Origin of the sequence: Saccharothrix luteola (genome assembly GCF_020859565.1) — a bacterium.
GTDB classification, from domain to species: domain Bacteria; phylum Actinomycetota; class Actinomycetes; order Mycobacteriales; family Pseudonocardiaceae; genus Actinosynnema; species Actinosynnema luteola.
This window is the reverse complement of sequence record NZ_JAJHUO010000029.1, coordinates 75,464-101,715: the sequence shown is the minus strand read 5'-3', so window position 1 is coordinate 101,715 and position 26,252 is coordinate 75,464. Positions and strand designations below refer to the sequence as shown.

Sequence of the window (26,252 nt, the reverse complement as noted above, 5' to 3'; positions counted from 1 at the left end):
CATTGTGGATGGGCAAGCGGTGCTGCGTCGACCGCGTGCGACGTGGTTGGCAGGTTCCGGCCGCAACGGGGCAGGTCGCCGGAAACCTGCCACGCTTGACGGCATGACACCATCCACTGTGGACCGGCTGCTGCTCGCCGGTGGGTTGCTCGCCGCGCTGGCCACGGCGGGCTGCGGCCCCGTGTCAGGCACCGCCGTTCCCGCTCCGATGACCAGCACTACGACCACGACGACCACCACCACCACTCCCCCGGCTCCGACCGCCGCGGACGGCGCGAACTACGCGGCCTGCGCGGACGGCACGTGCGAGGTGGCGTTGTCCGGCCCGGTGGACATCCCGCTGGGCGGGGCGGCCGGACCGGGCACGTTCGCCGTGCGCGCGGTGCTGGCGGACGGGATCGAGTTCGAGCTGACGTCGGCCATCGGCGGTGGCAGCGGTTCGCTGAAGGGGCACTGCACGGCCACGTTCGTGCCGGGTGGCGGTGGCATGTCGTGCTCGAACAAGCCGTCACCGCCGCCCGAGCCCCGCGCGGGTGTGCTCGCCGTGCAGATGGTCGGCGTCACGGACGGGACGGCGGTCGTGCGGCTGGTCACCGGGTGACGCGCGGCTCAGCCGAGCTGGTACCCGACCTGCCGCACGGTGTGGATGATCGGCGGCTGGCGCAGCTTCCGGCGCAGTCCGGCCATCAGCACGTCCAGCACGTTGGTCGCGGGCTGCGCCATCTCGTCCCACGCGTGCCGGATGAGGTCGGCCCGTGACACCGGCCGCCCCGCGTTGGCCAGGAGCAGCTCCAGCACCAGGTACTCGCGCCGGGTCAACGTCAGCAGCACTCCGGCGCGCCGCACCTGGCGCGCGCCGGCGTCCAGCTCCACGTCCGCGTGCCGCAGCACGGCGGGCCGCTCGATCTCGCGGCGGTGGCACAGCAGGCGCACCCGCACCACCAGCTCCTCCATCGCGAACGGCTTCACCAAGTAGTCGTCGCCGACCTCCAGGCCCTCCACCCGGTGTCCCACGCCGTCCAGCGCGGTGAGGAACAGCACCGGCACCCGCAGCCCGGCCTGCCGCCGTTGCCGGACGTAGGCCAGGGTGTCGACGCGGCCCGACGTGCCGCGGCCGGGCACCATGCGGTCGAACACCGCGCAGTCGTAGGAGTTGACCGCCAGCGCCTCGTCCGCGCTCGCCAGGTCCGCGACCGCGTCGACCGCGAAACCCGCGCCGCGCAACGACACCGCCACGGCGAACAGCAGGTCCGTCTCGTCCTCGGTCACCAGGATGCGCACCCCACCACCGTAGTCATCCCGCGCGTTGCAGCAGCCAGCCCCGGTCGGCGGCCTTGGCGCCCGCCTGGAACCGGCTGCGCGCGCCGAGGCGGTTCATGATGTCGGCGACCATGCGCCGGACCGTGCGGACGGAGACGTCCAGCCGCGCGGCGGCGGCCTCGTCCGTGCTGCCGGCGAACAGCAGCGTCAGCAGCTCCTGCTCGCGCCGGGACAGCTCGCAGTCGCCGGCCACGTCGTACGCGGCCACCGCCTCCGGCCAGACCCGCTCGAACAGCTCGACCGCCGCGCGCACCACGCTGGGCAGCCGGAACACCGCGACGCCCTGGTCGGCCGGCAGCACGGCCGCGACACCGTCGACGACGACCGCGTCCATCGGCACCTGCGGCAACGTGCGCACGTCGCACGGCGCCAGGGCCAGCGCCGAGGGCCGCAGCGCGTCGGGCAGCAGGACCCGGTAGCGCACGCCGCGCCGCAGGTTGGCCTGGTCGATCCGGCGCAACGACATCCCGCCGGTCGCCATCACGACGACTTCGGCGCGGGCCTTGGCGAGCAGCGCGTCCACGCCGGTCGGCAACACCTTGATCACAGGACACCTCCGATGAGCAGCGAGGCGGCGACGCCCCGGGCGTGCAGTCCATCCAGTCGTTCGAGTCGTACGTGTGCGGAGAGCATCCCGACGGCCGCTTCCACGGCGGCCTCGGCGGCTCCCGCGATGCGCACCACGGCGTCGTCCGCGGTCAGGGCGACGGTCACCGCGACGCCGGGCGCGGCGGTGAGCAGCCAGTCGACGGCGGTTCGGGCGGTCGTGCCCGGCAGTCGGAAGCAGGCCTGCGCGACGGGCCCGCTGTGCCAGTACCGCCAGTCCTCGCGGACTTCCCGGTGCCCGGTCACGTGACCGAGCGCGGCGATGGTGGTGAGCAGGTCCTCTTCGGCGAGCAGGTCGGCGGTCACGCCGCGGCGGCGCAGCTCGCGGCGGGTGCGGCGGGTCGAGTTGCCGAGCACGCGGACGACTTCGTCGTCGTGCCAGAGCTCCGGCGTCCGCTTCGCCTGCACCGCGACCCAGGCCCGTGGCCGGCGTATCTGGCCGCGCCCGACGTGCAGGACTACCCGGACGTCCGGCCCGGCCAGCCCGGCGAGCACGCGGGGTGCGGCCAGCCGTGGTCGCAGCACGGCCACCACCCCGCCGGGCCCGTGCACGTGGTCTCCCTCCACCCACGCGCCGGGCGCGACGACCTCCAACAACCCACCGCCGCGCCGCCGCCGGACCCGGAACGCCACGTACCGCCCGGCCCACTCGGACACCCACCGCCGCCGCCACCGGCCCAACGCCAGGACCAGCACGACCGCCGCGGCGACCCACAACGGCACCGCCACGGGCCACGGCGACCCGACACCGAACAGCACCGCGAGCACGGCGAGCTGGGCGCACACGAACCTGGTCATCGCGCTCCCCCCGACACCCGGACCCGGTTCGCACGACCAGGACCGACGCCCGGCCATACGCCCAGGCGAACGCCCGGCGAGCGGACCGCCCCACCCGAACCGGCCCTGAGGTCCAGCCCGCGCACCACGCCACCGCTATCCGAACCGGCCCTCGTCCCCGAACCGCTGCCCGGCACCGACGACAGCCCGACCGTCCATCCCGAACCGACGCCGAACCCGGCACCGGCACCGGCACCGGCACAGAACCCGCCACCCGAGCCGCCCATCACGCGGCCACCTCCCGTCGCGCCCGAACCAGCTCCGGCCCCGGCTCGACACCCAGCTCGGCGGCCAGGAAGTCGCACACCCGCTGGTACTCCGACAGCGCGTTCGCCCGCCGACCGGCCGCGTGCAGCGCCCGCACCAGCCGCGCCCACGTCCCCTCCCGCAACGGGTCCGCCGCGGTCAGCGCCCGGAGCACGGCGATCGCCTCACCGTGCCTGCCCACCGCCGTGTACGCGTCCGCCAGCCGCTCCCGCAGCTCCCACCGCAGCTCGTGCAGCCAAGCCGTCGCCGTCATCGCCGTCTCCGCCCGCAACTCGGCGAACGGCGTGCCCCGCCACAACTCCAGCGCCGACGTCAGGCAGCCGACGGCCTCCGCACCGGTCACCCCTCGAGACCGGTCCAGCAGTGAACGGGCGACGTCGGCGTCCACCTCGCCCGGCGCGACGTGCAGCCGGTAGGACCGCGGCCTGGCGTCGATGCGCCCGGCGGGCACGACCTGCCGGAGCTGCCAGACGTACGTGCGCACGTTCCGCGAGGCCGACGCCGGGACGGCCTGTTCCTGCCAGATCTCGTCGATCAGCTCCTCTAGGCTGACCCAGGCGTTAGCGTGCAGGAGCAACGTGGCCAGCAGGGTGGCGGGCTTGCGCGGCCCGGCTTGCGGGCCGAGGACTCGGAAGATCACGCCACGAACGATCCGTCACGACACATGAGGTTCTGATGACATGCGGGTGATGGTGGTGGAGGACGACGAGAACCTCCGGGTCGCCGTGGCGGCCGAGCTGCGCGGCTCCGGGCTGGACGTGGACACGGCGGGCGACATCCCCGCCGCCGACCGCGCGTTCGCCCGCACCGACTACGCGTGCGTGGTGTTCGACCGGATGCTGGGCGACGACGACGCCATCGACTACGTCCAGCGGCAACGCGCACGCGGCTGGACGACGCCCGTGCTCTTCCTCACCGCGCGGGACGCGGTCGGCGACCGGGTGGCGGGCTTCGCCCACGGCGGTGACGACTACCTGGTCAAACCGTTCGCCGTCGAGGAGTTGACCGCCCGGGTGCACAAGTTGTGCCGCCGCGCGGGCGTCGGGCGGCCGACCGTGCTGCGGCACGCCGACCTCGAAGTGGACTGCATCCGGCACGAGGTGCGCCGCGCCGGCGTGCTGCTGTCGTTGTCCGGTCGGGAGTTCGCGGTGCTGGAGTACCTCGCCGCGCACGTCGGGCAGGTGGTCACCCGCACCGACCTGATCGAGCACTGCTGGGACGACGAGCCCATGGCCAACGTGGTGGAAGCCGTGATCAAGAGACTGCGCCGCAAGCTGCACGGGCCGGAGCTGATCCACACCGTCCACGGGCACGGCTACCGGCTGGGCGCCGCATGAGCGGCGGCATGAGCGGCTCCGCGGCGCGGTTGCGCACCCTCCGACGGCTGCTCACCGTCCTGTTCACCGCGATGAACACCGCCGGACTGCTCGTGTTCGCCATCCTGGTGATCGAGAACGACGGCGACCAGGGCGTCGACAAGCTCGACGCCGAGCTGCACCGCGTCACCGACGTGGTGAGCCGGCTCATCGACTACGACGACTCGCTGATCACCGCGGACCTCGTGGGCGACCCGGTGAACCGCAACTGCCCCCAGTTCGTGATCCTGCCCGGCGGCGCGACCCGCGAGTTCGGCAGCCACCGCAGCGAACGCACCTGCGTGAACGCCGACATGGGCGTGCTCAGCGCCCTGGCGACCACGGCCGTGAGCCAGGAAGCCCTGGTGACCGGTCCGCGGGACGGCCTGCGGGTCCGCGCCCAGCCCGTGAAGACCGCGGACGGCGAGGTGGTCGGCGCGATCGTCGCCTACACCGACCTCGCCCCCGAACGAGCGCGCCACCTCGGCACGGTGTGGCGCGTGGTGGGCGGCTGCCTGGTCCTGGTGGTCGCGCTGGGCCTCGCCGGGCACGTGCTGTCGGGCCGCGCGATCCGGCCCGCCGCGGCGGCGTTGGAGCAACAAGAGGTGCTGCTCGCCGAAACGGCACACGACCTGCGGACACCGGTGGCCGCGCTGCGCGCCTTGGCCGAGACCGCGATGCGCAACCCCGACCAGCACGCCGAACTGCTGCCGCGCACGGTCGGGCTGGCCGCGCGGATGGGCGGGATCATCGACGGCCTGCTGGTCCGGGCCCGGCTGGCGGCGGGCGTCGAGCACCTCGCGATCCAGCCGATCTGGCTGGACCAGCTGGTCGCGGTGGTGGTCGAGGAGACGCCCGCGCCGGACGTCGAGGTCACCGTCGCCGCCGCGCCGACCATGGTCAACGCCGACCCGACCCTGCTGCAACGCGCGATCGGCAACCTGCTCGCCAACGCCCTGCGGCACGGTCGCCGCCCCGACGGCGACGCGAAGGTGCACATCACGGTCGCGGGTGGCCGGGTGACGGTGGCCGACAACGGGCCGGGCATCGACCCGGAGGCGGCCGAGCGCGTGTTCGACCGGTTCACCACGTCCGGCGCGTCCGCCGGGCTCGGGCTCGCGATCGTGCGCTGGGTGGCCCTGGCGCACGGCGGCACGCTGCGGGTCTACAACGCCGAGGAGGGCGGGGCGATCTTCGAGCTGTCCCTGCCGGTCAGCGGACCGTGAACGTCTCCCACGGCTTGAGCCGCACCCAGTCGTCGTCCACCTGGTACGCGAGGTAGTACGTGTACCGGCCAGGGGCGTCGAACGAACGCCGGAACGTGATCTCCTGCGTGGTCGTGCCGATCGCGTGGTCGCGCACCTCGGGGAAGTCGTGCGAGGTGTTGGTCGAGCGCTGCACGACCTGGACGGTGAGCGCGCGCAAGGTGATCGGCCGGTCGGCGGCGACGGAGGCGCGCACCACGACCTCGTCGCCCGCCTCGGGCAGCCGGGGCTCCAGGCTGAGCGTGGCGACGACGGTCGGCGTCGGCGGCAGGTCGGCGACGGGCACGTCGCGCTCGCCCGTCAGCAGGACCGCGAGGACGAGCACCACTACCAGCGCCGGCACGCCGAGGAGCAGCAGGAACCGGGAACGAGACAAGGGCTGGACCGTTTCTGTATCGGGTGCCATACGCTACGTGATCGCAGACTAGGGGGTCGGTGTTATGGGGATTTCCGCGAAGTGGCGTGGCCGCGCGCCGGTGGCCTTGCTGACCGCGGGCAGCCTCACCGTGGTCGGCTTGGCCATCGGTGGCGCGTCCGGCGTGCCGGAGCTGGAGTTCCTGAAACCGGGGCACTGGGTGCTGAACTCGGCGCTGGGCAAGGTGTTCCACGTCGACGGCTCGACCAAGCAGGTCAACGCCGAGGTCGCCGTGCCGGGCGCCGACCGGGGCAGCCTGGTGGTGCAGAGCGACACCAGCGGCTACGTCGTCGGGCGCGGCAAGTACACCGAGTTCGGCAAGTCGACGCTGCGGGTGGAGGGGACCACCGCCGCGCCGTCCGACGACGAGGTGCCGGTCGCGCTGGAGGTCGCGGGCGGCCCGTACCTGGTCTACCGCGAGGCGGGCAAGGTGGTGCGGCTCGGCACCGACCACGCCGAGCCGATCTCGACCAACGAGCGGCTGGGCAATCCCGTGGCCACCCCCGACGGCACGGTCTGGCTGCACTACACGCAGAGCGGTCGGCTGTGCCGGTTGTCGCCGGGCACGACCGCGCCGTCCTGCCCGGCGACGGTCGCCGAGGGGCACACGGGCGCGCTGTCCGTCGTCGCCGACAAGCCGGTGTTCATCGACACCACGTCCGACACGATGCACCTGGCCGAGGACATGAGCCGGATGAGGCCGCTCGGCGCGGACGTGCCCGACGACGCGAAGATCGGCCCCGGCGACGTGGCGGGCCGCGTGCCGGTGCTCGACCCGAGGGGGAAGCTGCACCTGGTCGACAGCGCCGACGTGGTCGGCGACCGACCGCCGGCGGAGACCGTCGTCGTGCCGCTGGAACCGGGCGACTACAGCGAGCCGCTGTCCACCGGCACCACCGTGGCGGTGCTCGACCAGCGCAACGGCACCCTGCACACCTTCGACAGCACCGGCGGCAAGCACCAGAAGACGCCCGTGCCCGCCGAGCGCGGCACGCCCCGGTTGACCAAGGGCGACGACGCGCGCGTCTACGTCGAGGGCGGCGAGGGCAAGCACGTGCTGGTCGTCGACCCCGAGGGCAAGGTGACGCCGGTGCCGGTGAACGGCACGCGGCTGTCCGCGTCCCGAGGGCAGTCGCCGACGGAGACGACGACCCAGACGACCGACCAGCCGGTCGGCACCCAGCCGCAGGCCCCGCTGCCGACCACGCAGCAGTCGACCCGCCGGCAGACGCCGCCACCGCCACCGGTGGTGCCGGCCAGCCCGCCGGGCGCGCCGGGCGGCCTGACCGCCACGGCGGGCAGCGGCACGGCGTCGCTGGCCTGGGGCGCGGCTCCGGACAACGGCGTGCCGGTCACGGCCTACCACGTCTCGTGGAACGGCGGCGCGGTCACGCTCGGCGGCGGTGAACGCGGCTTCACCGCGACCGGCCTGGCCAACGGCACCGCGTACACGTTCACCGTGGTGGCCCAGAACGCGGCCGGGCGGGGGCCGGGCGCGACGGCGAGCGCCACCCCGTTCCAGGTGCCCACGATCACGATCTCGCGCGGCGCGGACAGCAACGACGGCTGCGAACCACCGGACTGCTCGCTGATCCACATCGAGATGCGCGGGTTCGCGCCGAACACCGACTACGACATCATCCCCTACTCCACCAGGTGGGGGCAGTTCAACACCGGCCACGGCACCCGCACCGACGCGCAGGGCAACAAGACGACCAGCCGGTTCGCCTTCAGCGGTGTCGGCCAAGAGGTGTGGGTGGTCGCCGGTGGCGTCACGTCGAACCGCTTGTACTGGGAGGACAGGTGAACGCGCCCAGGTCGACACTGGCGTACCAGGCCATCGCGGACAACGTGCAGCGCGTCGTGCGCGGCAAGCCCGAGGTGGTGCGGCTGGCCGTGGCCGCGTTGCTGGCCGAGGGGCACCTGCTCGTCGAGGACGTGCCCGGCCTGGGCAAGACCACGTTGGCGCGGTGCCTGGCGCGCAGCGTCGGCGGCACGTGGAACCGCATCCAGTTCACCCCCGACCTGCTGCCCGGCGACGTCACCGGCGTGACCGTGTACCACCAGAAGACCGAGCGGTTCGAGTTCCACCCCGGCGGCGTGTTCGCCAACGTGGTGCTGGCCGACGAGATCAACCGGGGCACGCCGAAGACCCAGTCGGCGCTGCTGGAGGTGATGAGCGAGCGGCGGGTCACGGTCGACTCGACGGCGCACGAGGTGCCGCACCCGTTCCTGGTGGTGGCCACCCAGAACCCGATCGAGATGGAGGGCACCTACCGGTTGCCCGAGGCGCAGCTCGACCGGTTCCTGATGCGGTTGTCGGTGGGGTACCCGGACCTGGCCGCCGAGGTGCTGGTGGTGATGAGCGACGCCGCGCGGGTCGGGCCGGACGACCTCCAACCGGTGATCGACATCCCCGCGCTGCGCGAGGCGATCACCGAGGTCCGCGGCTCGCACCTCGCGCCCGCGATCGTCGAGTACGCCGTGCGGCTCGCCGCGGCCACCCGCGAGCACGCCGCCGTGCGCTGGGGCGCGAGCCCGCGCGGCAGCATCGCGCTCGTGCGGGCCGCGCAGGCGTTGGCCGCGACCGAGGGTCGGCTGTTCGTGACGCCGGACGACATCAAGGCCGTGGCCGAGCCGGTGCTGGCGCACCGGTTGGTGCTGACCCCCGACGCGGAGCTGAACCAGCGGCGGCCCGCCGAGGTGGTCGCGGAGGTGCTCGGCACGGTCGCGGCACCGCTCGCGGCGGGCTGACCGGTGCGGTTGACCCGGCGCGGAGTCGCCGTGCTCGTCGTGGCCCTGCTGTGCGGTGTCGGCGGTTTCCTGGCCGGCTACCCGGTGTTCCAGGCGTTGGCCGGGCTGTCGGTGGGCGCGGTGCTGGCGGCGTTCCTCGTCGCGGCCCGACGTCCGCGCGTCGACGTGCGGCGGGACGTCTACCCCGACCGGGTCGAGCGCGGCAAGCCCGCGTTGGCGCGGCTGGACGTGCGGCACGCGGGCGGCGGCTTCACCGCGCGCGACCGGTGTGGTCCGCACGTGCGCGGCGTGGTCGTGCGGGCGGACGCGGTGTACCGGTACGAGTTGCCGACCACGTCGCGCGGCAAGCACACCGTCGGCCCGCTGGCGATCGAACGCGCCGACCCGCTCGGCCTGGTGCGCAACCTGGTGGACACCGGCGACACGGTGACGCTGTGGGTGCACCCCCGGCTGCACCCGGCGCGGCCGTTCGCGGGCGGCTACCGGCGGCACCACCACGACGGCCCGACCACCGACCAGTCGCCGCGCGGCTCGCTGGACCTGCGCGAGGTCCGCGAGTACGTGCCCGGCGACGAGGTGCGGCTGGTGCACTGGAAGGCGACCGCGCGGACCGGGAAGCTGATGGTGCGCGACTACGCCGACCCCGACCAGCCGCGGTTCACGCTGCTGCTGGACACCCGGCACGCCGAGGGTTTCGAGGAGGCCGTGGAGATCGCCGCGTCCCTGCTGCACGCGGGTGTCGTCGCCGGTCGGCACGGCCGGCTGCTGACGCCGTGCGGCGCGGACGTGACGGTGCGGGGTGGCGTCCTGGGCGCACGGCGGTTGATGGACGAGCTGTGCGTGCTGGAGGTGCGGCCCGGTTCGGCGTTGCCGTCGCGTCCGCCCGGCAGCCTGGTGGTGGTGACGGCGGGTCCGCTGGACGCGATCGCGCCGTTGCGGCCTGATGTCGTGTTCTCGCTCGGCGGTCCCGGCGAGGTCGCCGACGCACGGGTGATCTGGGCGCCGGACGCCGAGCGGGCGGTGCGGCGGTGGAACGAGGCGGTGGGGTGAGCGTGGCCGTGCGGGGATCGGTCGCCGTGTACGCGGCTGCCGCGGTGGCGGGTCTGCTGTTCGGGCCGGTGTTCGGGGTCGGCGCGTTGCTGCTGCCCGTCGGCGCGGCGGTGCTGCCCGCGTTGGGCGTGACGTTGTGGCTGCGGTCGCGCGAGGCGTGGCGCGCGGTGGCGGCGGCCGTGGCGGGGCTGGCGGGGTTGCTCGTGGCGTTGCGCGCCGACCCGACGGCGGTGCTCTCGGGCGTGACCGAGTCGTGGCGGCTGGCGTTGCAGACGACGTGGCCGGCGCGACCGGAGCCCGAGGTCGTCGTGTTCGTGCCGCTGCTGGTGCTGGCCGCCGCGGTGTTCGGGGTCGAACTGCTGCTGCGGCTGCGTGCGCCGCTTGTCTCGCTCGTGCCCGCGTTGGGTGTCGTGGTGTTGAGCCAGGCCTACGCCGCGGCCGGTGGGGTATCGGCGATCCTGGCGGCGCTGGCGTTCGCGGCGTGCGGGGTGGTGGTCGTGGCGCGGGACGTGCCGTGGGCGGCCATCGCGCTGGGCGTCGTCGGCGCGGTGGCGCTGGGTGTGGTGTCGCCGGGTCCGGCCTGGTCGTTGCGGACGGGCGAGTCCGCGCCGCCGGCGTCTCCGAGGGTGGCCAGTCCGCTGGACCTGCTGGCGTCGCGGTTGGCCGACCCGTCGACGCCGGTGTTCGAGTACGCGTCGGCCGACGCGGAGCCCGTCGACCGGTGGCCGATCGCGGTGCTGGACGAGTTCGACGGCGTGAACTGGACGCCTGGCGGCGAGCTGCGCCGGATGGGCGCGGGGCTGCCGGACGGCGTCGGCGGTTCGGTCTCCCGGTCGGCGCGGGTGGAGCTGCTGGGGTCGTTGGGCGGACCCTGGCTGCCGAGCCAGGCGCGCCCGGCCGCGGTGGACGGGGTGGACGCACTGGTCGACCCGGCGCGCGGCACGTTGCTGGCGGAGCACGCTTCGGCGTACACGGTGACGTGGTGGGAGCCTCGGGTCGAGCCGGAAGCGTTGATGGGCAAGGCGATCGACCCGTCCGCGCCGGGCGGGTTGGCCGGTGTCGGCGAGGTGCCCGCCGAGGTGGCGACGTTGGCGAAGGACGCGGTGCAGGGGATGCGGTCGTCGTTCCAGACCGCGTTGGTGCTGGAGCAGTTCATGCGCCGCGAGTACGAGCTGGTGACGTCGGGGAACCTCCCGGTCGGGCACGGTTGGCCGCAGTTGGAGCGGTTCCTGCTGGCCGACAAGCGCGGGACGAGCGAGCAGTTCGCGGCCGCCTACGTGGCGATGGCGCGGGTGCTGGCCATCCCGGCGCGGCTGGTGGTCGGGTTCGCCGGGTCGGGTGACGGGTCGGTGGTGCGCAACGGTGACGCCATGGCGTGGCCCGAGGTGGCCGTGGCGGGCGTCGGGTGGGTGGCGTTGGACCCGACGGGGTCGGCGCGGGTGTCGTCGGCGTCGGCGGGGTTGTCGGAGGTGACGGAGGAGGCGCGCGATCAGCTGCCGCCGGTGGAGGACTTGGCGCCGCCCATGCTGCCGCCACCGGGTGACGACGACGCCGACCAGCCGGTGCGGGTGCCGTGGGTGGCGTTGCTGTGGCTGGTCGTCCTGCCGCCGGCGGGGTGGTTGGTCGGCGTGCCGCTGGTCGCCGGGGTGCGGTCGTGGCGTCGGCGGCGTTCCGGGACGGTGGCGGACGCGTGGGCCGAGGTGCGCGACCGCCTTCGTCGGCACGGGGTGGCGGTGACGTCGGCGATGACGGTCCGGGACGCCGCGGTGGCCGCGCGGCCGGTCGTCGACCGGTCGACGGTGGAGGCGCTGTCGGGCCTGGCGATGGCGGTGGACGCCACGATGTGGTCGGGTGCGCCGGTCGACGCGCGGGCGCACGCGTGGGCTTCGGCGCGGGCGGTGCGGTCCGGATTGGCGCGCCGTCCCGTGAAGGCGCGGTTGCGGGCGTTGTTCCGGTACTGAGCTACCTGCCGCAGACCGCGTCGCGGATGCCCTTGGGCTCGCTGACGTAGACGTTGTCGCGGTCGGTGCCCTGGACCTCGAAGCAGTACTTGCGGCCGGGCTCGACCGGGACCTGCGTGGTCTGCTCGCGCCCCTGCACCGTGGCCCGGTTGGGTTGTCCTTCGGGCGCGACGATCACCACGTAGTCCAGCTTCGCCGAGCTGCGCCAGGCGAGCCGCACCTGGTCACCGGTGTCCTCGACCACTTCCAGCTCGATCTGCACCGCGCCGTTGCCGTCGGGCGGGTTCATGGTCGGCGCCGCGGGCGCGGGCGGTGGTTCGTCCTCGCCGAGGAGGAGGAACGGCGCGGCGGCGAACAACGCCAACGCGCCCACGACGCCCGCCACCAACCCGAGCCGCCCGGTCCGATCGGCCTTCTTGCCGGTCGGTTTGACCTCGGCGAGGGGCATCCGCACCGGTGGCGCGGGTGGCACGGCCAGGTAGGTCTCCGGCGGCGCGTCGTTCGCCGGGAGGTGCGGGGAGGGGCTCGGCGCTGGGCCGAAGGGAACCTCGGCTGATGGGGCGGGCGGAACCTGGCTCAGCGGTGGGGCGAACGGCGGTGCGACCGGCACCGGCGTGGACCCTGGGCTGACCAGCGGCGGCGCAGGCGGCGTGTGGCTCGGCGGCGCAGGCGGCGTGTGGTTCGGTGGCGCGTAAGGCGAAGGGGCCGGTGGTGCGTAAGGCGAGGGGGGCGGTGGCGGCGCGTAAGGCGATGAGGTCGGTGCCGCCGGTGCGGTGGTGGGCACCGTGAACGGCGGGTTGGGGGTCGGCGCGTAGGTGGTGTCCGCGAAGTCGTCGAAGCCGACACCGGCGATGGCCGCCAGTCGTGCCGCCACGTCCGTCGGGCGGGCGTCCGGCTCCTCCGCCAGCAGCGCGCGCACCAAGTCCGCCAGGCCCACGGGCAAGTCGGCGCGCGTCACCTCCGGCACCGGGGCGCCCAGCACGCGCAGCAGGTGTTCCTCGGCCCGCTCCCCCATCCGCCCCGGGTACGGCACCTCGCCCGTCAGCGCCAGGTACAGCACGGCCCCCAAGCCGTACAGGTCGGTCCGCGCGTCGCGCACCGCGTCGCGCACGGTCTCCGGCGCGGCGAAGTCCACCGGCGGGTCGGCCGGGAACGCGCGGCGCGCCACCAGCCCGCCGTCGGCCAGCACCGGCTCGCCGGACGCGCGGAACAGGACGTTCGTCGCGGTGACCCCGCCGTGCACGAGGCCGGCGGCGTGCGCGGCGGCCAACGCCTCCGCCAGCACCTGCCCCAGGTCCAGCACCTCGGCCACCGGCAACGCGCCCTCGTGCCGCACCCGCGCCGCCAGCGAGTACCGGCACAGCTCGGAGTACACCGCCGTCACACCGTCGGCCAGCTCCTCGACACCGCGCACGACCGGGGTGAACGGCACCCGCCGCCACTTCCCGATCTCACGTTCCAGCGCGACCCGCGTGCGGCGGTCCAGCGCGACCGGGAACACCTTGTACGCGGTCCCGGCGCCCGCGTACACCGTCGCCACCGGGCCGTTGCCCAGCGGTACCAGGTGGTTGCCTCGAGGATTGGCCATCGCGGTGCTCATTGTCCCCACGGTGCCGCAGCACGTCCAGCCGCCACGTCCCGTGTCCGGTAGCTGCCGCACGACCACCACGGGCGGCACGGCCGGTCCATCGTGACGCGCATGAACACCACAGGGCTGGTGCGGGTGACGATCGCCGCACCCCACCGGCGCATCGACTTGGCGCTGCCCGAGCACTCGTCGGTCGCCGAAGTGCTGCCGGGACTGGTGAAGCACGCGGGCGAACCTCCCGCCGACGACGGCTGGCTGCTGCGCAGACCCGACGGGACCCCGCTGGAACTCGGCCGCACGTTCGCCGCGCACCGCGTGCGCGACGGCGAGGTGCTGCACCTGGCGCACCGCCGCACGGAGTGGCCGGAGCTGGAGTACGACGACCTGGTCGACGTGATCGCGTCCGGTCTCGGCCGCACGTGGGGTCCCCGGCACACCCGGCGGGCCGGTCTGCTCGCGGGCGGGCTGCTGGTGCTGCTCGGCGTCGTGCCGATGGCGGCCCTGGGTTCGCCGTGGTGGTCGTGGGGTCTGGCCGCGCTGCTGGTGACGGCGGGCGTCACGTGCGCGCGGGCGTTCGGCGACGCGGGTGCGGGTGCGGTCGTGGCGGCGACGGCGTTGCCGTTCGCGGGGCTCGGCGGCGTGCTGTTCGTCGGCGCCGGACCGGGCCTCGGCGCGCCCCACGTGCTGACGGCGTGCGCGGCGGTGGCGGTGGCGGCGGTGCTCGCGTTGATCGGGGTGGCGGAGCAGGCGACGTGGTTCACCGGCGCGGTGACGGCGGCGCTGCTCGGCGTGGGCGGCGCGTGGTTGGCGGCGGACGTGCTGACCGGCGTCGAAGCGGCGGCGGTGGTCGCGGGGGCGGCGCTGGTGTTCTCGCCGCTGTGCGCGCCGTTGGCGATCCGGCTGGGCCGGGTGCCGTTGCCGACGTTGCCGCGCACGCCCGCCGACCTGCTCGCCGACCCGCCGCGACCGGCGCGTGCGGCGGTGCGCGAGGCGGTGGTGCGTGCCGACGGGCTGCTGACCGGGATGCTCGCGGGCTGCGCGGTCGTGGTGGTGGCGTGCGCGGTCCTGCTGACGCGCGGTGACGTGTGGGCGCTCGTGCTGCTGGGAGTGCTCGGGGTGGGGCTGTTGCTGCGCGCCCGGCTGTACCCGGCGGTGCGGCAGCGGGGGCCGCTGCTCGGCGCCGGCCTCGCGGTGCTGGCGGGTCTGCCCACGGGACCGGCGGTGATCGGGATCGGGGCGCTGGTGCTGGTGGTGGGTCTGGCCAGGGTGGAGCGGAACGCGCGGTTGTCGCGCTACGCGGAGCTGCTGGAGGTCGTCGTGGTGATCGCGGTGGTGCCGGTGGTGTGCGCGGTGCTCGGTCTGTACGGGTACCTGCGCGGGTTGGGGGGCTGAGGCGTGGCGTCCAACCGGGATCAGGTGCAGGCGCAGCAGTTCCTGCTGCAACGCGTGGTGTCGGCGCTGGTCACCGGCGAGAGCGATCCCGAGCAGCCGCCGTTCCGCCGGTCGGTGGTGGCGGCGTTCGGGAGCATCGCGATCGCGGTGGTCGTGCTGGCGGGGTTCGGGGTGTACGGGATGGTGTCGCCGGGCGGGAGCACGGCGTGGCGCGGCGAGTTCGTGGTGGTGGAGGAGGAGACCGGCGCGCGGCACGTGTACCTGGACGGTCGGCTGCACCCGGTGGCGAACTACGTGTCGGCGTTGCTGGCGTTGGGCAAGCACGCGGACACGCGCGCGGTGTCGCGCGAGTCGTTGGCCGGTGTGCCGCGCGGTCCGCGGATCGGGATCGAGGACGCGCCCGACTCACTGCCCGGTCCGGCCCGGCTGCTCACCGGCGGCTGGACGATGTGCTCCCAACCCCGGCCGGACGTCACCGGCGCCACCGTGAACGACTCGGTGCTCGTCGTCGGCGGTGACGTCCCGGGCGGGCGGCCGCTGGCGTCGGAAGCGCTGTTGGTCGAGGTGCCGGACACCGGTGACCAGTACCTGCTGCTGCGTGGTTTCCGGCACCGGATCAAGGAGGCCGACACGGTGGCGGTGGGGCTGGCGCTGCGGTCGCAGCCGCGGGCCAGGGTCGGTTCGGCGCTGGTCGACGTGCTGCCGGCGGGCGAGCCGATCGCGCCGATCGCGTTGCCGGACACCGGTGCGGCGTCCAAGGCGGTGCCGGGGGCGCGGATCGGCCAGTTGCTGGTGGTCGAGACGTCCGGTGGCGAGGTCCAGCACTACCTGACCGAGGCGGAGGCGCTGAGGCCGATCTCGGAGTTGCAGTACGACGTCCAACGGGCCTTCCCGCCGACCGCCCAGGCCTACGACGGCGGGCAGCCGGTCGGCATCCCGCTCGGTCTCGTGGTGGCGGGGCAGGCGAAGCAGGGGCCGCCGGTGGCGACCGGGCCGGGCAAGCCGCCCACCGCGCGGCCGGAGTTCGCCGCGGTGGACGGCTCGGCGGTGTGCGCGGAGTTCGACGGCGAGGGTTCGCCGCCCACCCTCGTGGTGGGCCCCGACCTGCCGGCCCCCGATCCCCTGATGACCGCCACCGCCCGGCGCACCGGAACGGGGACGCCGCTCGCCGACCGCGTCGTGGTGCCACCCGGCCGGGCGGCGGTGGTCGAGGTGATGCCGGGTCCCGACGCGCCCGTGGGCACGGTGGCGCTGGTGACCGACCAGGGCCGGGCCCACTCGCTGGCGAGCCGCGAACTGCTGGAAGTGCTGGGGTACAAGGACATCACGCCCGTGCGCCTGCCGGTGAGCCTGGTCTCCCGCGTGCCGCACGGCTCCCCGCTGGACCCGGCCGCCGCCCTCCGCCGAACGACCTGAGTCCGCTGGACACCCCCCCTCGACCCGACCGCCGGACCCGAGTCCCGACGACAAGACACCGCACCGCCCGTCGCTCGTGGCGACGGGCGGTGCGGTGCGTCCCGGGTCAGCGGCCGGTCAGGGGCGACCTCGGCCCCTCCGTCTGCCACAGCTCCTCGTCCAGCGCCTCCGCCTCCGCGGTCCGACGCCGGTCGGTCCGGGTCGGCAGCACACCACCCGTGTTCACCCTGCCCCGCAACGTCTCCGGCACTCCCGGCGTACCGACGCGGTGCCGTCCCCGACCCGCCGGCGGGCGCTGGGCCTCGCCCGGCTTCGGCTTGCCGGAAGCGGGCTGCGCCGCGCCCGACATCGGCGGCACCATCGGCGGCACGCCGCCCCGCGTCGTCGGCTGGGACGTCGACGCCCCGCCCGCCGCCGGCAACGCGGGTGGCGGCGGCGGGGTCAGGGCGGCGGCCGAGAGGGTGCCCGGCTTCGCCGCCCGGGGGATCATCGGCACGCCCGACTGACCGGTCAGGCCCGCCCCTCCGATACCGCGCCCGCCGACACCACGTGCGGACAACGCCGTCGAGACGCCCGGCGTGCCCACCGGCGGCGCGACGGGGAGCTGCGGCAGCGCCGTGGACGGACGGGCCTGCGGCACGTCGACCGACGGCGCGGACGGCAACGTCGGCGGCACCACCGCGCCACCGGACAGGGCCGGACCACCAGCCGCGCCACCAGCCGCCGCGCCACCAGCCGCACCGCCCGCGGCACCACCGGCCGCGCCACCCGCCGCACCACCGGCAGGACCACCCGCCGGACCACCACCGGGGCCACCGGCCGCACCACCACCCGGGCCGCCACCGGCCGCCTCAGGACCGCCGCCACCGCCCGCCGACGTGACGCCCGCGCCCTGCCCGGCCTCCTGGACGGCGCTCGTCGCCTCCGTGAAGAACCGGGCCAGCACCTGCATCCGCGCCGCCGCCCGCCGCTGCAACTCCGCGTACTGCCCCTCGACCGACCCGGCGCCCGCCGAGTTGACCGCGGCCATCAGCTGCTTCTGCGTCGCCAGGAGCAGCTCGATGAACTCCTTCGCCTCCGGGATGTCCTTCGCGAGCTCGTCCAACGCCACCCACGGCTGCGCCGAGTCGATCCGCGCGACCCACTCGGCCATCCCGCGCTCCGCCTCGGCCGCCCGCGCCGCGAACAGGTCACCGGCCTGGTCCGTCCACTGTGGAGCCAGCGTGGCGATCTCACGGCGCAGCGACTCGCCGGACAACGCCAGCTCGTCCCGCGCCTCCCGCCACATCCGGCTCGCCCGCCGCAACCGCGGCACGTGGCTGACCTCGTTGCGCACCATCTCGGCCATCTTCTCCAGCGACATCCCCGCGTAGCTCATGCCAGCGCCTCCAACTCCTCGTTCGGCCCACGACGGACGGCGCGGGACCGACGGGCCGCCTCGGCGAACACCGGCGCGGGCCCCAGCGGCGCGGTCTCGCCCGCCCGGACCAGCGCCTGCGCCCCGGCGCCGTCCGCGCGCAGGTAGTCGTCGGCGCACGCCACCGCGATCTCCCGGCACCGGGCCAACTCCTGGTCCACGGCGGTCAGGTACGTGGTCAGCGCGGTGGTCGACGCCTCGTCGGCCGTGCGGAACGGCGAGCACTCCGGCACACCTCCGCCGCACCCGCCCGGCGCGGCGTACGGCGCCACTCTCGTCAGGTCCAACGGACGCGGCCGGAACGCGGCCATGTCCTCGGTCATCCCCTCGATCACTGATCGCTCCCTCGGTCCGGATCTGCCACTTGCACCAGCGACGGCGCGCGCCGCCGGTCGACCAGCCGGCCGCGCCCCGGTGGCAGCGGCTCGGGCTTGAGACCGCCGAGCAGCGGCCCCTCGTTGCGGTCGCCGGACAACATCAGCCCCGGCGAACCGACGTCGCGCAGCCTGGCGACGAACGTCTCGAACAGCGCGCGCCCCGCGCCACCGGTCCGCCGCGTGAGCACGACGTGCAGCCCGATGTCACGTCCCTGCGGCAGGTACGGCAGCAGCGCCAGCAGCGGATTGTCCAAGCCGGTCGCGACCAGGTCGTAGTCGTCGACCAGCACGAACAGCTCGGGCCCGGTCCACCAGTTCCGCGCGCGCAACCGCTCCGCCGTCACGTCCGGGCCCGGCAGCCGCGCCGCCATCGCCCGCGCCGCCTCCGACATCAGGTGCGCGGTGGTCGTCGTGTCACCGCCGAAGCCGAGCAGGTGCGTGTCCGGCACGTCGCCGACCAGGCCGCGCCGGTGGTCCACCACCAGCAGCCTGGCCTGCTCGGGCGTGCGGTTGGCCACGATCCGCCGGGCGAGCAACCGCAGGAACGACGTCTTGCCGGACTCCGCGTCGCCCAGCACCAGGAAGTGGGCGTCGGCCGCGAAGTCCAGGTGCACCGGCCCCAGGTCGTGCTCGGCCACGCCGATCGCGAACCGCAGGTCCGCGTCGACCGCCGGCAGGTCGGCCTCCGCCACCCGTCCGGGCAGCAACCGCACCGGGGGCGCCGGCGCGCCCGGCCAGGCCGCGGCCACCGCGTCCACCAAGTCGCCGAGCGCGGGAGTCGCGCTGTCCACATCGGACTGCCCGTCGATCCGCGGCAGCGCCACCAGCAGGTGGTGCTTGCCCGGCGTGATGCCGCGCCCCGGCGCGCCCTCGGGCACCGCCGCCGCGCTCCGCCGGTCCACCACGCTGTCCATCGGGTCGCCCAACCGCAGCTCCAACCGGCTGCCGAACAGGTCCCGGATCCCCGGCCGCAGGTCGAACGGCCGCGCGCACGCGCCCACCACGTGCACCCCGAACGACAGCCCGCGCGTCGCGATGTCGGAGACCACGTCCTCCAGGTCCTCGAACTCCTTGCGCAACGTCTGCCAGCCGTCGATCACCAGGAACACGTCGCCGTGCGGCTCGTCCGCGAACCGCCCCTGGCGCCGCAGCGCCCGGAACCCCGCGATGCCGTCCACGTCGTGCTCGGCGAACAGCCGCTCCCGCCGCTCCAGCACCGCGGACACCTCGGCCACGGTCCGCCGCACGGCACTGGCCTGCTGCCGGCCCGCCACCCCGCCGACGTGCGGCAGCCCGCGCAACGCGCCCAGCAGCCCGCCACCGAAGTCCAGGCAGTAGAACTGCGCCTCCGCCGGCGTGTGGGTCAACGCCAGGCTCGCCACCACCGTCCGCAACGCCGTGCTGCGCCCGCTGCGCGGGCCGCCGACCACCAGCACGTGCCCGGCCGCACCGGACAGGTCGAGCTCCAGCAGGTCGCGCCGCTGCTCGAACGGCCGGTCCACCAGCCCCACCACCGCGTGCAGCCCGCCGTTGCGCCGGGCGTCGACCGGGCACAGCCCGCGCACGGGATCGGCGCCCAGCTCGCCCAACAGCTCGTCCAAAGTGGACGATTCGTCCAGCGGCGGCAGCCACACCTGGTGCGCGGGAGTGCCGCGGCCGGCCAACCGGTCGACCAGGATGTCCAGCAGGCTCTCACCCACCGCGTCCTCGTCCACCGGGTCCGCCACGGGCACGACGGGCGGCGCCGCGTAGTCGGTGGTGAACAGCGCCATCCCCGGCACGTCCACCGAGCCCGTCGCGACACCTGTCCCGGGCCTGCGGTGCACACCCGACACGTACGCCGACCGGAACCGCACCATCGGCTCCGTGCCGAACTTCAGGTAACCGTGGCCGGGCGCCCGGGGCAGGCTGAACGCGTCCGTGACGCCCAGCACGGTCCGGCTCTCCAGCTCGGAGAACGTGCGCAGGCCGATCCGGTACGACAGGTGCGTGTCGAGCCCGCGCAACCGGCCCTCCTCCAGCCGCTGGCTGGCCAGCAGCAGGTGCACGCCGAGCGACCGGCCCAACCGCCCGATCTGCACGAAGATGTCCACGAAGTCGGGCTTGGCCGACAGCAGCTCGCTGAACTCGTCGCACACCACCAGCAGCGTCGGCACCTCGGGCAGCGGCGCGCCGGCCGCACGTGCCCGGTCGTAGTCGCGCAGCGAGGCGAAGTTGCCCGCCGCGCGCAGCAGTTCCTGCCGGCGCACCAGCTCGCCGTTCACCGCGTCGGCCATCCGGTCGACCAGCGGCAGCTCGTCGACCAGGTTGGTGATCACCGCGCTGGTGTGCGGCAACCGGTCCAGGGTCGCGAACGTCGCGCCGCCCTTGAAGTCGATCAACGCGAAGTTCAGCGACTCGGGCGGGTGCGTCAGCGCCAGCCCCAGCACCAGGGTGCGCAGCAGCTCGCTCTTGCCCGACCCGGTCGCGCCGATGAGCAGCCCGTGCGGCCCCATGCCGTCCTGCGCGGACTCCTTCAGGTCCAGCTCGACCGGCGTGCCGTCCTCGCGGATGCCGAACAGGATGCGCAGCCGGTCCCGGTTGGGCCGCGGCTGCCAGTTCTCCCCCGGCTCGTACGAGTACACCTCGCCCAGGTCGAGCAGGTCCTCCAACCCGGTGTCGCCCGCCAGCGGCTGCTCGCCGGCGCTGCCCGCGGTCAGCCGCAACGGGGCCAGCTCACGGGCCAGCGCCTCGGCGGACGGCCGGTCGAGCACGTCGGCGCGCCCCAGCTCGACGTCGCCCTCCACCGTCCGGGCGCTCAGCACGCCGTCCCCGGAGACCTCCAACGCCAACGTCCCCCGCTCCGGCACGCGCGGCAGCGGCGACGACAGGTCCAGCACGGTCACGCCCTCGACACCGCCGCCGGTCATCAGGTGGTCCGAGCCCGCGACCGCACCGCCGTCCAGCACCACCACCAGGTGCGGCCCGGCCGTGCCGCGCGCACCGTCCGGGTCGAACCGGGGCCGGTCGGCGAGCAGGTCGTCCAGCAACGCCTCCAGCGCGACCACGCCCGAGGTGACCAGTCGCACCGGTCCCACCGCGTCGGCGCGGTCGGGGTGCAGGGCGTGCGGCAGCCACTTGACCCACTCCCACGACGGCCGCCGGGCGTCGTCCGCGCACACCGCCACCAGCACGTCGTCCGGCGCCTGCAACACTGCCAGCTGCGCCAGCACCGCCCGCGCCAACGCCGCCGCGCGGTCCCGGTCGCCGCCCACGTGGATCACGCCGAACCCCGCCAGCGCCAGCGCCAGCGGCAGGTCGGCCACGGTCGCGTAGGTGGTCAGGAACCGCCGCAACGCCAAGGCGGACAACGGTTCCAGCCGCTCGAGCGGCACGGTGTCCGGCGGCACGAGGTCCAGTGCCGGGCTCTGCGGGCCGAGTCCGACGCGCACGACGGCGAAGTCCGCGTCGGACCGGCGCCTCTCCCACCGCCGGTCCGACGCGGCGAGCGTGAGCAGCGCGTCCGGCTCGGGGTGCAGGTGGGCCAGCGCGTCGCGCTGGCGGCGGATCGACCGGGTGACCCGCACCCGGTGCTGCGCCAGCTGCCGCAGGTACGACCGCCGCGCGTGCGCCATCTCCCGCTTGCTCGGACCGCTGTTGTTCAGCAACGACACCAGCACCATCGCGAGCATCGCCACGCCGAAGAGCCCGAAGACGACGAACCGCAGCGCGCCGGTCGTGCCGCCGCCGAACACCAGCAGCATCGCCGCCATGATCGCCACCATCGGCAGCACCACGACCAGTTGCGTCCACGCGCGGGCGGCGGGCTCGGGCAGTTCGGGCGGCGCCTCCAGCACGAGCTCGCCGGACGGCATCTCCGGCGCGGGCCTGCGTCGGGGCCTCGTCACCACCACGGTCGCCACGCCGGCTCCCCCTTCTTCGGTGTCGGGACCGATGGTGGTGCCGGGCGGGCGGTCGGCGGGCGGTGGTGGCAGGAACGTGCCGCCTCCCGCCGCCGCCCCGGGTCCGCGCGGTTCGCTTGGCAGCGCCGACCGGCAACCAGGGGAAAGGAGAACCGGAGTGCAGGACCAACTTCACGGTGTCACCGAGACACTGGAGCGCGCCGCCGCGATGGCGGCCACCGTGTCCGGTGACATCGAAGGGCACCGGGCGTCGCTGCGTCCGACCGTGGACGCGCTCAAGGGCGCGTGGGAGGGCACCGCGCGGCCCGCGTTCGACTCCGCGCACGCCCAGTGGGAGGCGGGCATCGCCCGGCTCACCACCGCGCTCAACAGCCTCGGCGAGAACACCAGGTTCTCCTCGAACACCTACCTCAACGCCGACCAGGCCTCGGCGTCCGGGCTGAACGCCGTGCAGGGCGCGAGCCCGTTCGGCGGCGCGCTCGGCTGACCGCCGGGCCGGACCAGGAGAGGAACGACATGCTCATCAAGGGCAACTTCGCCCAGCTCGAAGGGCTCGCCGCGCAGATCGCCTCGACGGTCGCCAGGGTCGAGCAGGAGATGGACACCTGGCGCACCACCGCCGGCGCCACCTCCGCGGACTGGCTCGACCAGGCCGGTGGCCAGTTCAGCGAGATCAGCGCCGCGTGGCACCAGGTCTCGACCGCGCAGCAGGCCATGCTCCAGGCGCTGCGCGGCGGCGTGGACAAGGCCAACGCCGAACTCCAGCAGGCGCTCGGCTCGGCCGTGGCACGGGTCGGCAGCACGGGGATCTGAGCAGGTACGCGAGAAGGCCCCGACGCCCACCGGCGTCGGGGCCTTCTCCGCTGCTCAACGGCCTTTCCCGGGCTCAGCGGGTGAACAGGAACACCTGGTCCGGCACCTCCGCCGGGGGCGGCCCGCCGGGCAACGGGTCGAGCCTGGTCGGCGTCCACCGCCGACGGCGGCCGTTGACCAGCACGAACGCGAGCACGCCCGCGGCGGCCACCGCCCCGGCGGCCACTACGACGTGCCGGCGCGCGTCCGCCACCGCGGCACGCCACCACGCCCGTTCCCGTGCCGCGCCGACGTCCTCGACCGGCTTGACCACCACCGGCATCACCTCAGGCTGCGCCGCGGACAGCCCGTCGGTGACCGCGCGGTACGGGTTGACCACGCCGACGCCGTACGCGGCGGCCTCACCGCGGGCCGGGCTCGCCGTGGCCAGCAGCCGACGCGCCACCTCCGGCGCGGTCAGCTCCGGCCACACCGCCCGCACCAGCGCGGCCGTGCCCGCGACGAACGGCGCGGCGAAGCTCGTGCCCTGCCAGTAGGAGTGCCCGCCGGCCCTGGTCGCACCGGCCACCTCCTTGCCCGGCGCGACCAGGTCGACGTAGTCACCGAGCTGCGAGCCGGGCACCCGGTCGCCCGCGATGTCGATCGCGCCGACGCCGAGCACACCGTCGTACGCGGCCGGGAACGACGCGAGCCGGGCGTCGCCGTCCTGCTGCCGGTTCCCCACCGCGGCCACCACGACCGCGTCCTTCGCCACCGCGTGCGCCACGGCGTCCCGCACGTCCTTGTTGTCCTCCTGCCCGGACATCGACAGGTTGATCACCTTCGCGCCCTGGTCGGCGGCGTACCGGATGCCACGCGCCAGCACGACGGGGTCGAGCGCGTTCACCGCGCCCGTGTCGTCCAGGTCCCGGTCCGCGACCCGCACCGGCAGCACCCGCGCACCGGGCGCGACACCGTGGAAGCCGACGCCCGCCACCGGGTCGGCGGCGATGATGCTCGCCACCGCGGTGCCGTGCGAACCGCAGTCGAAGTCGCCGGGCAGGTCGCCGACCAGGTAGAAGTCCTCGCCGCGCGCCACCTTCCCCGCCGCGCCCAGCTGCGGGTGGTCGCGGTCGACCCCGGTGTCCACGACGGCGACGAGCACGCCGCCGCCGGTGCTGTGCGGCCACGCCCGCGTCACGTCGAGCGCCTGGTGCGCCCAGGGCAGCTCCTTGATCGGCGGTCGCGCGGGCTCGGGGTCGCGGCAGGCGCCCGGCGGCGGCGCGGCGTGGGCGTCCGGTGTGGACAGTGCCACGAACGCGACGGCCGCGAGCGCGGCGCTGAGTCGTCTCACGGGCCCATCGTCGGCACCGGGCCCGTGACCGGTTCCCCCCTGGCCGGAAACGGCCACGCACCAGACGACATGGGCACCGCCGCACCGAGCAGCCGAACCGCCCTTTCAGGCCCCCGGGCGCACGTCACCCGACTCGCCGGTCGACGTCCCGGATGAGCAGCAGGCGCAAGGTGAACAGCGTGGTGAGCACCACCAGCGTGGCGACCTCCACCGCGCGCTTGCGCGCGGGCAGGTTGAACGCGAACGCCATCACGGTGACCGCGAGCGTGATCACCATGAACCAGTAGAGGATCTCCAGGATCGCGGGCACCGACTGCGCCACCCGCTCGCTGCGCGCCTCCGAACGCCGCGCGTCCATCTCGACCAGGGTCTCGAACACGGGGTCCGCCGCCCCGATCTCCTCGAACACCGCGCGGAACCGGGTGCTCCAGACGCTCGGCTTGGGCGACGTGCCGCTGCCCTCCTCCATGTTCGGCCACTCGTGGGCCGGCACGGCGCGGGCGTAGCAGACGGTGGAGCCCTGCAACACCCGCGCGGCGGGCTCCGGCGCGAACTCGGAGACCTCGAAGAAGTGGTCGACGACGTTGGCCTCGACGCGCGCCGCCTCGTCCGCCGCGCTGTACGACTCGGCGGCCACCACCAGCACGAACGCCAGGAGTAGCACCGCCGGCGTCTCCATCGGGCTGGTCAGGTCGCTGTTCGTGATCGGCTCGCCGGGCTCGATGTGGCGGCGGCGCTTCAACAACCAGGTGAAGAACAGGCCCAGGGCCAGCGCGCAGACCGCGGCCACAACGGTGGTGATCACCGGTCCAGAGGTAGATCCGGCCCTGGTCGCCCACAAACCGAACGACCACAACCACCCGTCCAGGTAACGACCGCATCACGAAACGGTGCCCGCACGCGTGACCGGGGGTTGTGATGCAGCTCATCAGGACGCATGCTTGCGGCCGGTTGGGAGCGCTCCCAGGCAGCGCTTCCGTGAGGAGCGGACGAGTGAACAACGGACCGAGACGACGGCGCGTCGGGCTGACCCTGGCGGCGACCGCGGCGTGCGTGTTGATCGGCGTGAGCGGCGCCGGAGCGCAGGGGACGGTGACGGCTTCGGGACCGCCGCACCTGCCCAAGGGCACGGCGTTCTACGTCGAACCGGACAGCAACGCCGCGCGGCAGGCCGAGCAGTGGCGAGCCGAGGGGCGCACCGCGGACGCCGACCTGATGGCGGACCTGGCCGCGCAGCCGACCGCGATCTGGTTCACCACGGCCGGCGCGGAGCAGGTGCGGCAGAACGTGCGCGACGTCGTGCGCGCCGCGCGGGCCAAGGACCAGGTGCCGGTGCTCGTGGCGTACTTCGTGCCCTACCGGGACTGCTCGCAGTGGTCCGCGGGCGGCGCGCGCAGCGAGCAGGAGTACAAGGAGTGGATCGACGCGTTCGCCGCGGGCATCGGTGACGAGAAGGCGGTCGTGGTCGTCGAGCCGGACGGCTTGGCCCTGCTGACCAGCGAGCCGTGGTGCACGATCGGGCCGGACGCCGAGCTGGTGCCCCAGCGGTTCCGCGAGATCAACCACGCCGTGGACGCGCTCAAGCGCGGCAAGCACACCCGCGTCTACCTCGACGCCGGGCACTCCGCGTGGCAGGCGCTCAACGACTACGACGCGGGCTACGGCGAGCCGCGGCAGCAGCTGGGCATCGTCAACCGCCTGCTCCAGGGCGGCGTCACGCGGGCGGACGGTTTCGCGCTCAACACCTCGAACTACCGCTTCACCGAGGACCTGGTGCAGTACGGCACGCGCGTCTCCAAGTGCATCCACCTGCGCACGAAGGCGGGCGCGACCACCTGCCCGGCCAACGACGTGCTGGACGCGATGCCCGTGCACAAGCCGAAGATGACGCACTTCGTGCTGGACACCAGCCGCAACGGCCGCGGCCACTACACGCCCGGCGAGGGCGAGACCGACTGGTGCAACCCGCCTGGCCGCGGCCTCGGCGAACGCCCCACGGCGAACACCGGCGTCCCGCTGGTGGACGCGTTCCTGTGGATCAAGCGCCCCGGTGAGTCGGACGGCGAGTGCCAGGGCGGCCCGGCCGCCGGGCGCTGGTGGCCCGAGCAGGCGCTGGAACTGGCGGAGCTGGCCTCGCCGCCGCTGCGCTGACGTCCGACGTCGGGGCCACCGGCCGCTGGTGGC

23 protein-coding genes are annotated in these 26,252 nt (G+C 74.6%); 12 read left to right on the top strand and 11 right to left on the bottom strand.

From position 1 onward, the window contains the following. The first annotated feature begins 103 nt into the window (after positions 1 to 103). Positions 104 to 601 carry a hypothetical protein gene (locus LNK82_RS35080; RefSeq protein WP_230571227.1) on the top strand — a complete coding sequence of 166 codons (498 nt, stop codon included), beginning with the start codon at positions 104 to 106 and terminating at the stop codon, positions 599 to 601. 8 nt (positions 602 to 609) lie between these two features. Here LNK82_RS35080 and LNK82_RS35075 read toward each other — a convergent pair whose 3' ends face one another. The 4 genes from LNK82_RS35075 to LNK82_RS35060 all read right to left on the bottom strand — a co-directional run bounded on the left by LNK82_RS35075 (position 610) and on the right by LNK82_RS35060 (position 3,670). After that, complete coding sequence (locus tag LNK82_RS35075; protein WP_230571226.1) at positions 610 to 1,281, bottom strand: response regulator transcription factor; 672 nt, start codon at positions 1,279 to 1,281, stop codon at positions 610 to 612. A 13-nt stretch (positions 1,282 to 1,294) separates the two neighbouring features. Then, positions 1,295 to 1,867: a helix-turn-helix transcriptional regulator gene (locus LNK82_RS35070; RefSeq protein WP_230571225.1), complete on the bottom strand. Its 573-nt coding sequence runs from the start codon at positions 1,865 to 1,867 to the stop codon at positions 1,295 to 1,297. Further along, positions 1,864 to 2,724 (bottom strand): type VII secretion protein EccE, encoded by an 861-nt coding sequence (locus LNK82_RS35065; protein WP_230571224.1) that lies wholly within the window; start codon positions 2,722 to 2,724, stop codon positions 1,864 to 1,866. The genes LNK82_RS35070 and LNK82_RS35065 overlap by 4 nt, the downstream gene beginning before the upstream one ends. Positions 2,725 to 2,989: 265 nt before the next feature. Beyond that, complete coding sequence (locus LNK82_RS35060; protein ID WP_230571223.1) at positions 2,990 to 3,670, bottom strand: AfsR/SARP family transcriptional regulator; 681 nt, start codon at positions 3,668 to 3,670, stop codon at positions 2,990 to 2,992. Between the two features lie 40 nt (positions 3,671 to 3,710). Between LNK82_RS35060 and LNK82_RS35055 the strand changes: the two genes are divergently transcribed. Continuing rightward, complete coding sequence (locus tag LNK82_RS35055; RefSeq protein ID WP_230571222.1) at positions 3,711 to 4,367, top strand: response regulator transcription factor; 657 nt, start codon at positions 3,711 to 3,713, stop codon at positions 4,365 to 4,367. A gap of 8 nt (positions 4,368 to 4,375) precedes the next feature. Next, entirely contained in the window at positions 4,376 to 5,611 is a 1,236-nt protein-coding gene (locus tag LNK82_RS35050) for a sensor histidine kinase (RefSeq protein WP_230571221.1), read from the top strand. Here LNK82_RS35050 and LNK82_RS35045 read toward each other — a convergent pair. Next, positions 5,598 to 6,026 (bottom strand): hypothetical protein, encoded by a 429-nt coding sequence (locus LNK82_RS35045; protein WP_230571220.1) that lies wholly within the window; start codon positions 6,024 to 6,026, stop codon positions 5,598 to 5,600. The two genes, LNK82_RS35050 and LNK82_RS35045, sit on opposite strands and share 14 nt — an antisense overlap. Positions 6,027 to 6,090: 64 nt before the next feature. Here LNK82_RS35045 and LNK82_RS35040 point away from each other — a divergent pair, with 64 nt between their 5' ends. From LNK82_RS35040 to LNK82_RS35025, 4 genes are read left to right on the top strand one after another with little or no spacing between them, the layout of a single operon-like run. Then, complete coding sequence (locus LNK82_RS35040; RefSeq protein WP_230571219.1) at positions 6,091 to 7,872, top strand: fibronectin type III domain-containing protein; 1,782 nt, start codon at positions 6,091 to 6,093, stop codon at positions 7,870 to 7,872. Next, a complete protein-coding gene (locus LNK82_RS35035) occupies positions 7,869 to 8,819 on the top strand; it encodes an AAA family ATPase (RefSeq protein WP_230571218.1) in 951 nt (316 codons plus the stop codon). Before LNK82_RS35040 ends, LNK82_RS35035 begins: the two co-directional genes overlap by 4 nt. A gap of 30 nt (positions 8,820 to 8,849) precedes the next feature. Further along, positions 8,850 to 9,869, top strand: coding sequence for a DUF58 domain-containing protein (locus LNK82_RS35030; protein ID WP_230571217.1), 1,020 nt, complete (start codon positions 8,850 to 8,852; stop codon positions 9,867 to 9,869). Beyond that, a complete protein-coding gene (locus LNK82_RS35025; RefSeq protein ID WP_230571216.1) occupies positions 9,866 to 11,830 on the top strand; it encodes a transglutaminase TgpA family protein in 1,965 nt (654 codons plus the stop codon). The genes LNK82_RS35030 and LNK82_RS35025 overlap by 4 nt, the downstream gene beginning before the upstream one ends. A 1-nt stretch (position 11,831) precedes the next feature. Here the strand turns inward: LNK82_RS35025 and LNK82_RS35020 are convergent, their stop codons facing one another. Next, positions 11,832 to 13,418, bottom strand: coding sequence for a protein kinase domain-containing protein (locus tag LNK82_RS35020; protein ID WP_230571215.1), 1,587 nt, complete (start codon positions 13,416 to 13,418; stop codon positions 11,832 to 11,834). Positions 13,419 to 13,529: 111 nt separating this feature from the next. On the opposite strand from LNK82_RS35020, the gene eccD reads away from it, so the two are divergent. Both eccD and eccB read left to right on the top strand, forming a co-directional pair. Next, a complete protein-coding gene (eccD, locus tag LNK82_RS35015; RefSeq protein ID WP_230571214.1) occupies positions 13,530 to 14,810 on the top strand; it encodes a type VII secretion integral membrane protein EccD in 1,281 nt (426 codons plus the stop codon). A 3-nt stretch (positions 14,811 to 14,813) separates the two neighbouring features. After that, complete coding sequence (gene eccB, locus LNK82_RS35010) at positions 14,814 to 16,226, top strand: type VII secretion protein EccB (RefSeq protein ID WP_230571213.1); 1,413 nt, start codon at positions 14,814 to 14,816, stop codon at positions 16,224 to 16,226. A gap of 106 nt (positions 16,227 to 16,332) precedes the next feature. Here eccB and LNK82_RS35005 read toward each other — a convergent pair whose 3' ends face one another. The 3 genes from LNK82_RS35005 to eccCa are packed head-to-tail and all read right to left on the bottom strand — an operon-like array spanning position 16,333 to position 21,922. After that, positions 16,333 to 17,604 (bottom strand): hypothetical protein, encoded by a 1,272-nt coding sequence (locus tag LNK82_RS35005; RefSeq protein ID WP_230571277.1) that lies wholly within the window; start codon positions 17,602 to 17,604, stop codon positions 16,333 to 16,335. Further along, positions 17,601 to 17,978 carry a hypothetical protein gene (locus tag LNK82_RS35000; RefSeq protein WP_230571212.1) on the bottom strand — a complete coding sequence of 126 codons (378 nt, stop codon included), beginning with the start codon at positions 17,976 to 17,978 and terminating at the stop codon, positions 17,601 to 17,603. The genes LNK82_RS35005 and LNK82_RS35000 overlap by 4 nt, the downstream gene beginning before the upstream one ends. Then, positions 17,975 to 21,922, bottom strand: a complete 3,948-nt coding sequence (gene eccCa / locus LNK82_RS34995) for a type VII secretion protein EccCa (RefSeq protein ID WP_230571211.1) — start codon at positions 21,920 to 21,922, stop codon at positions 17,975 to 17,977. Before eccCa ends, LNK82_RS35000 begins: the two co-directional genes overlap by 4 nt. Before the next feature lie 157 nt (positions 21,923 to 22,079). Here eccCa and LNK82_RS34990 point away from each other — a divergent pair, with 157 nt between their 5' ends. Both LNK82_RS34990 and LNK82_RS34985 read left to right on the top strand, forming a co-directional pair. Then, the gene (locus LNK82_RS34990) at positions 22,080 to 22,409 is read left to right on the top strand and encodes a WXG100 family type VII secretion target (protein ID WP_230571210.1); all 330 of its coding nucleotides are present in this window, start codon (positions 22,080 to 22,082) and stop codon (positions 22,407 to 22,409) included. Between the two features lie 29 nt (positions 22,410 to 22,438). Continuing rightward, complete coding sequence (locus LNK82_RS34985; RefSeq protein WP_230571209.1) at positions 22,439 to 22,735, top strand: WXG100 family type VII secretion target; 297 nt, start codon at positions 22,439 to 22,441, stop codon at positions 22,733 to 22,735. A gap of 73 nt (positions 22,736 to 22,808) precedes the next feature. On the opposite strand, the gene mycP is transcribed toward LNK82_RS34985, so the two are convergent. Next, the gene (gene mycP, locus LNK82_RS34980) at positions 22,809 to 24,068 is read right to left on the bottom strand and encodes a type VII secretion-associated serine protease mycosin (RefSeq protein WP_230571208.1); all 1,260 of its coding nucleotides are present in this window, start codon (positions 24,066 to 24,068) and stop codon (positions 22,809 to 22,811) included. A 124-nt stretch (positions 24,069 to 24,192) separates the two neighbouring features. Beyond that, positions 24,193 to 24,873, bottom strand: coding sequence for a bestrophin-like domain (locus LNK82_RS34975; protein WP_230571207.1), 681 nt, complete (start codon positions 24,871 to 24,873; stop codon positions 24,193 to 24,195). 188 nt (positions 24,874 to 25,061) lie between these two features. Here LNK82_RS34975 and LNK82_RS34970 point away from each other — a divergent pair, with 188 nt between their 5' ends. Beyond that, the gene (locus tag LNK82_RS34970; protein ID WP_230571206.1) at positions 25,062 to 26,219 is read left to right on the top strand and encodes a glycoside hydrolase family 6 protein; all 1,158 of its coding nucleotides are present in this window, start codon (positions 25,062 to 25,064) and stop codon (positions 26,217 to 26,219) included. Positions 26,220 to 26,252: the final 33 nt, after the last annotated feature.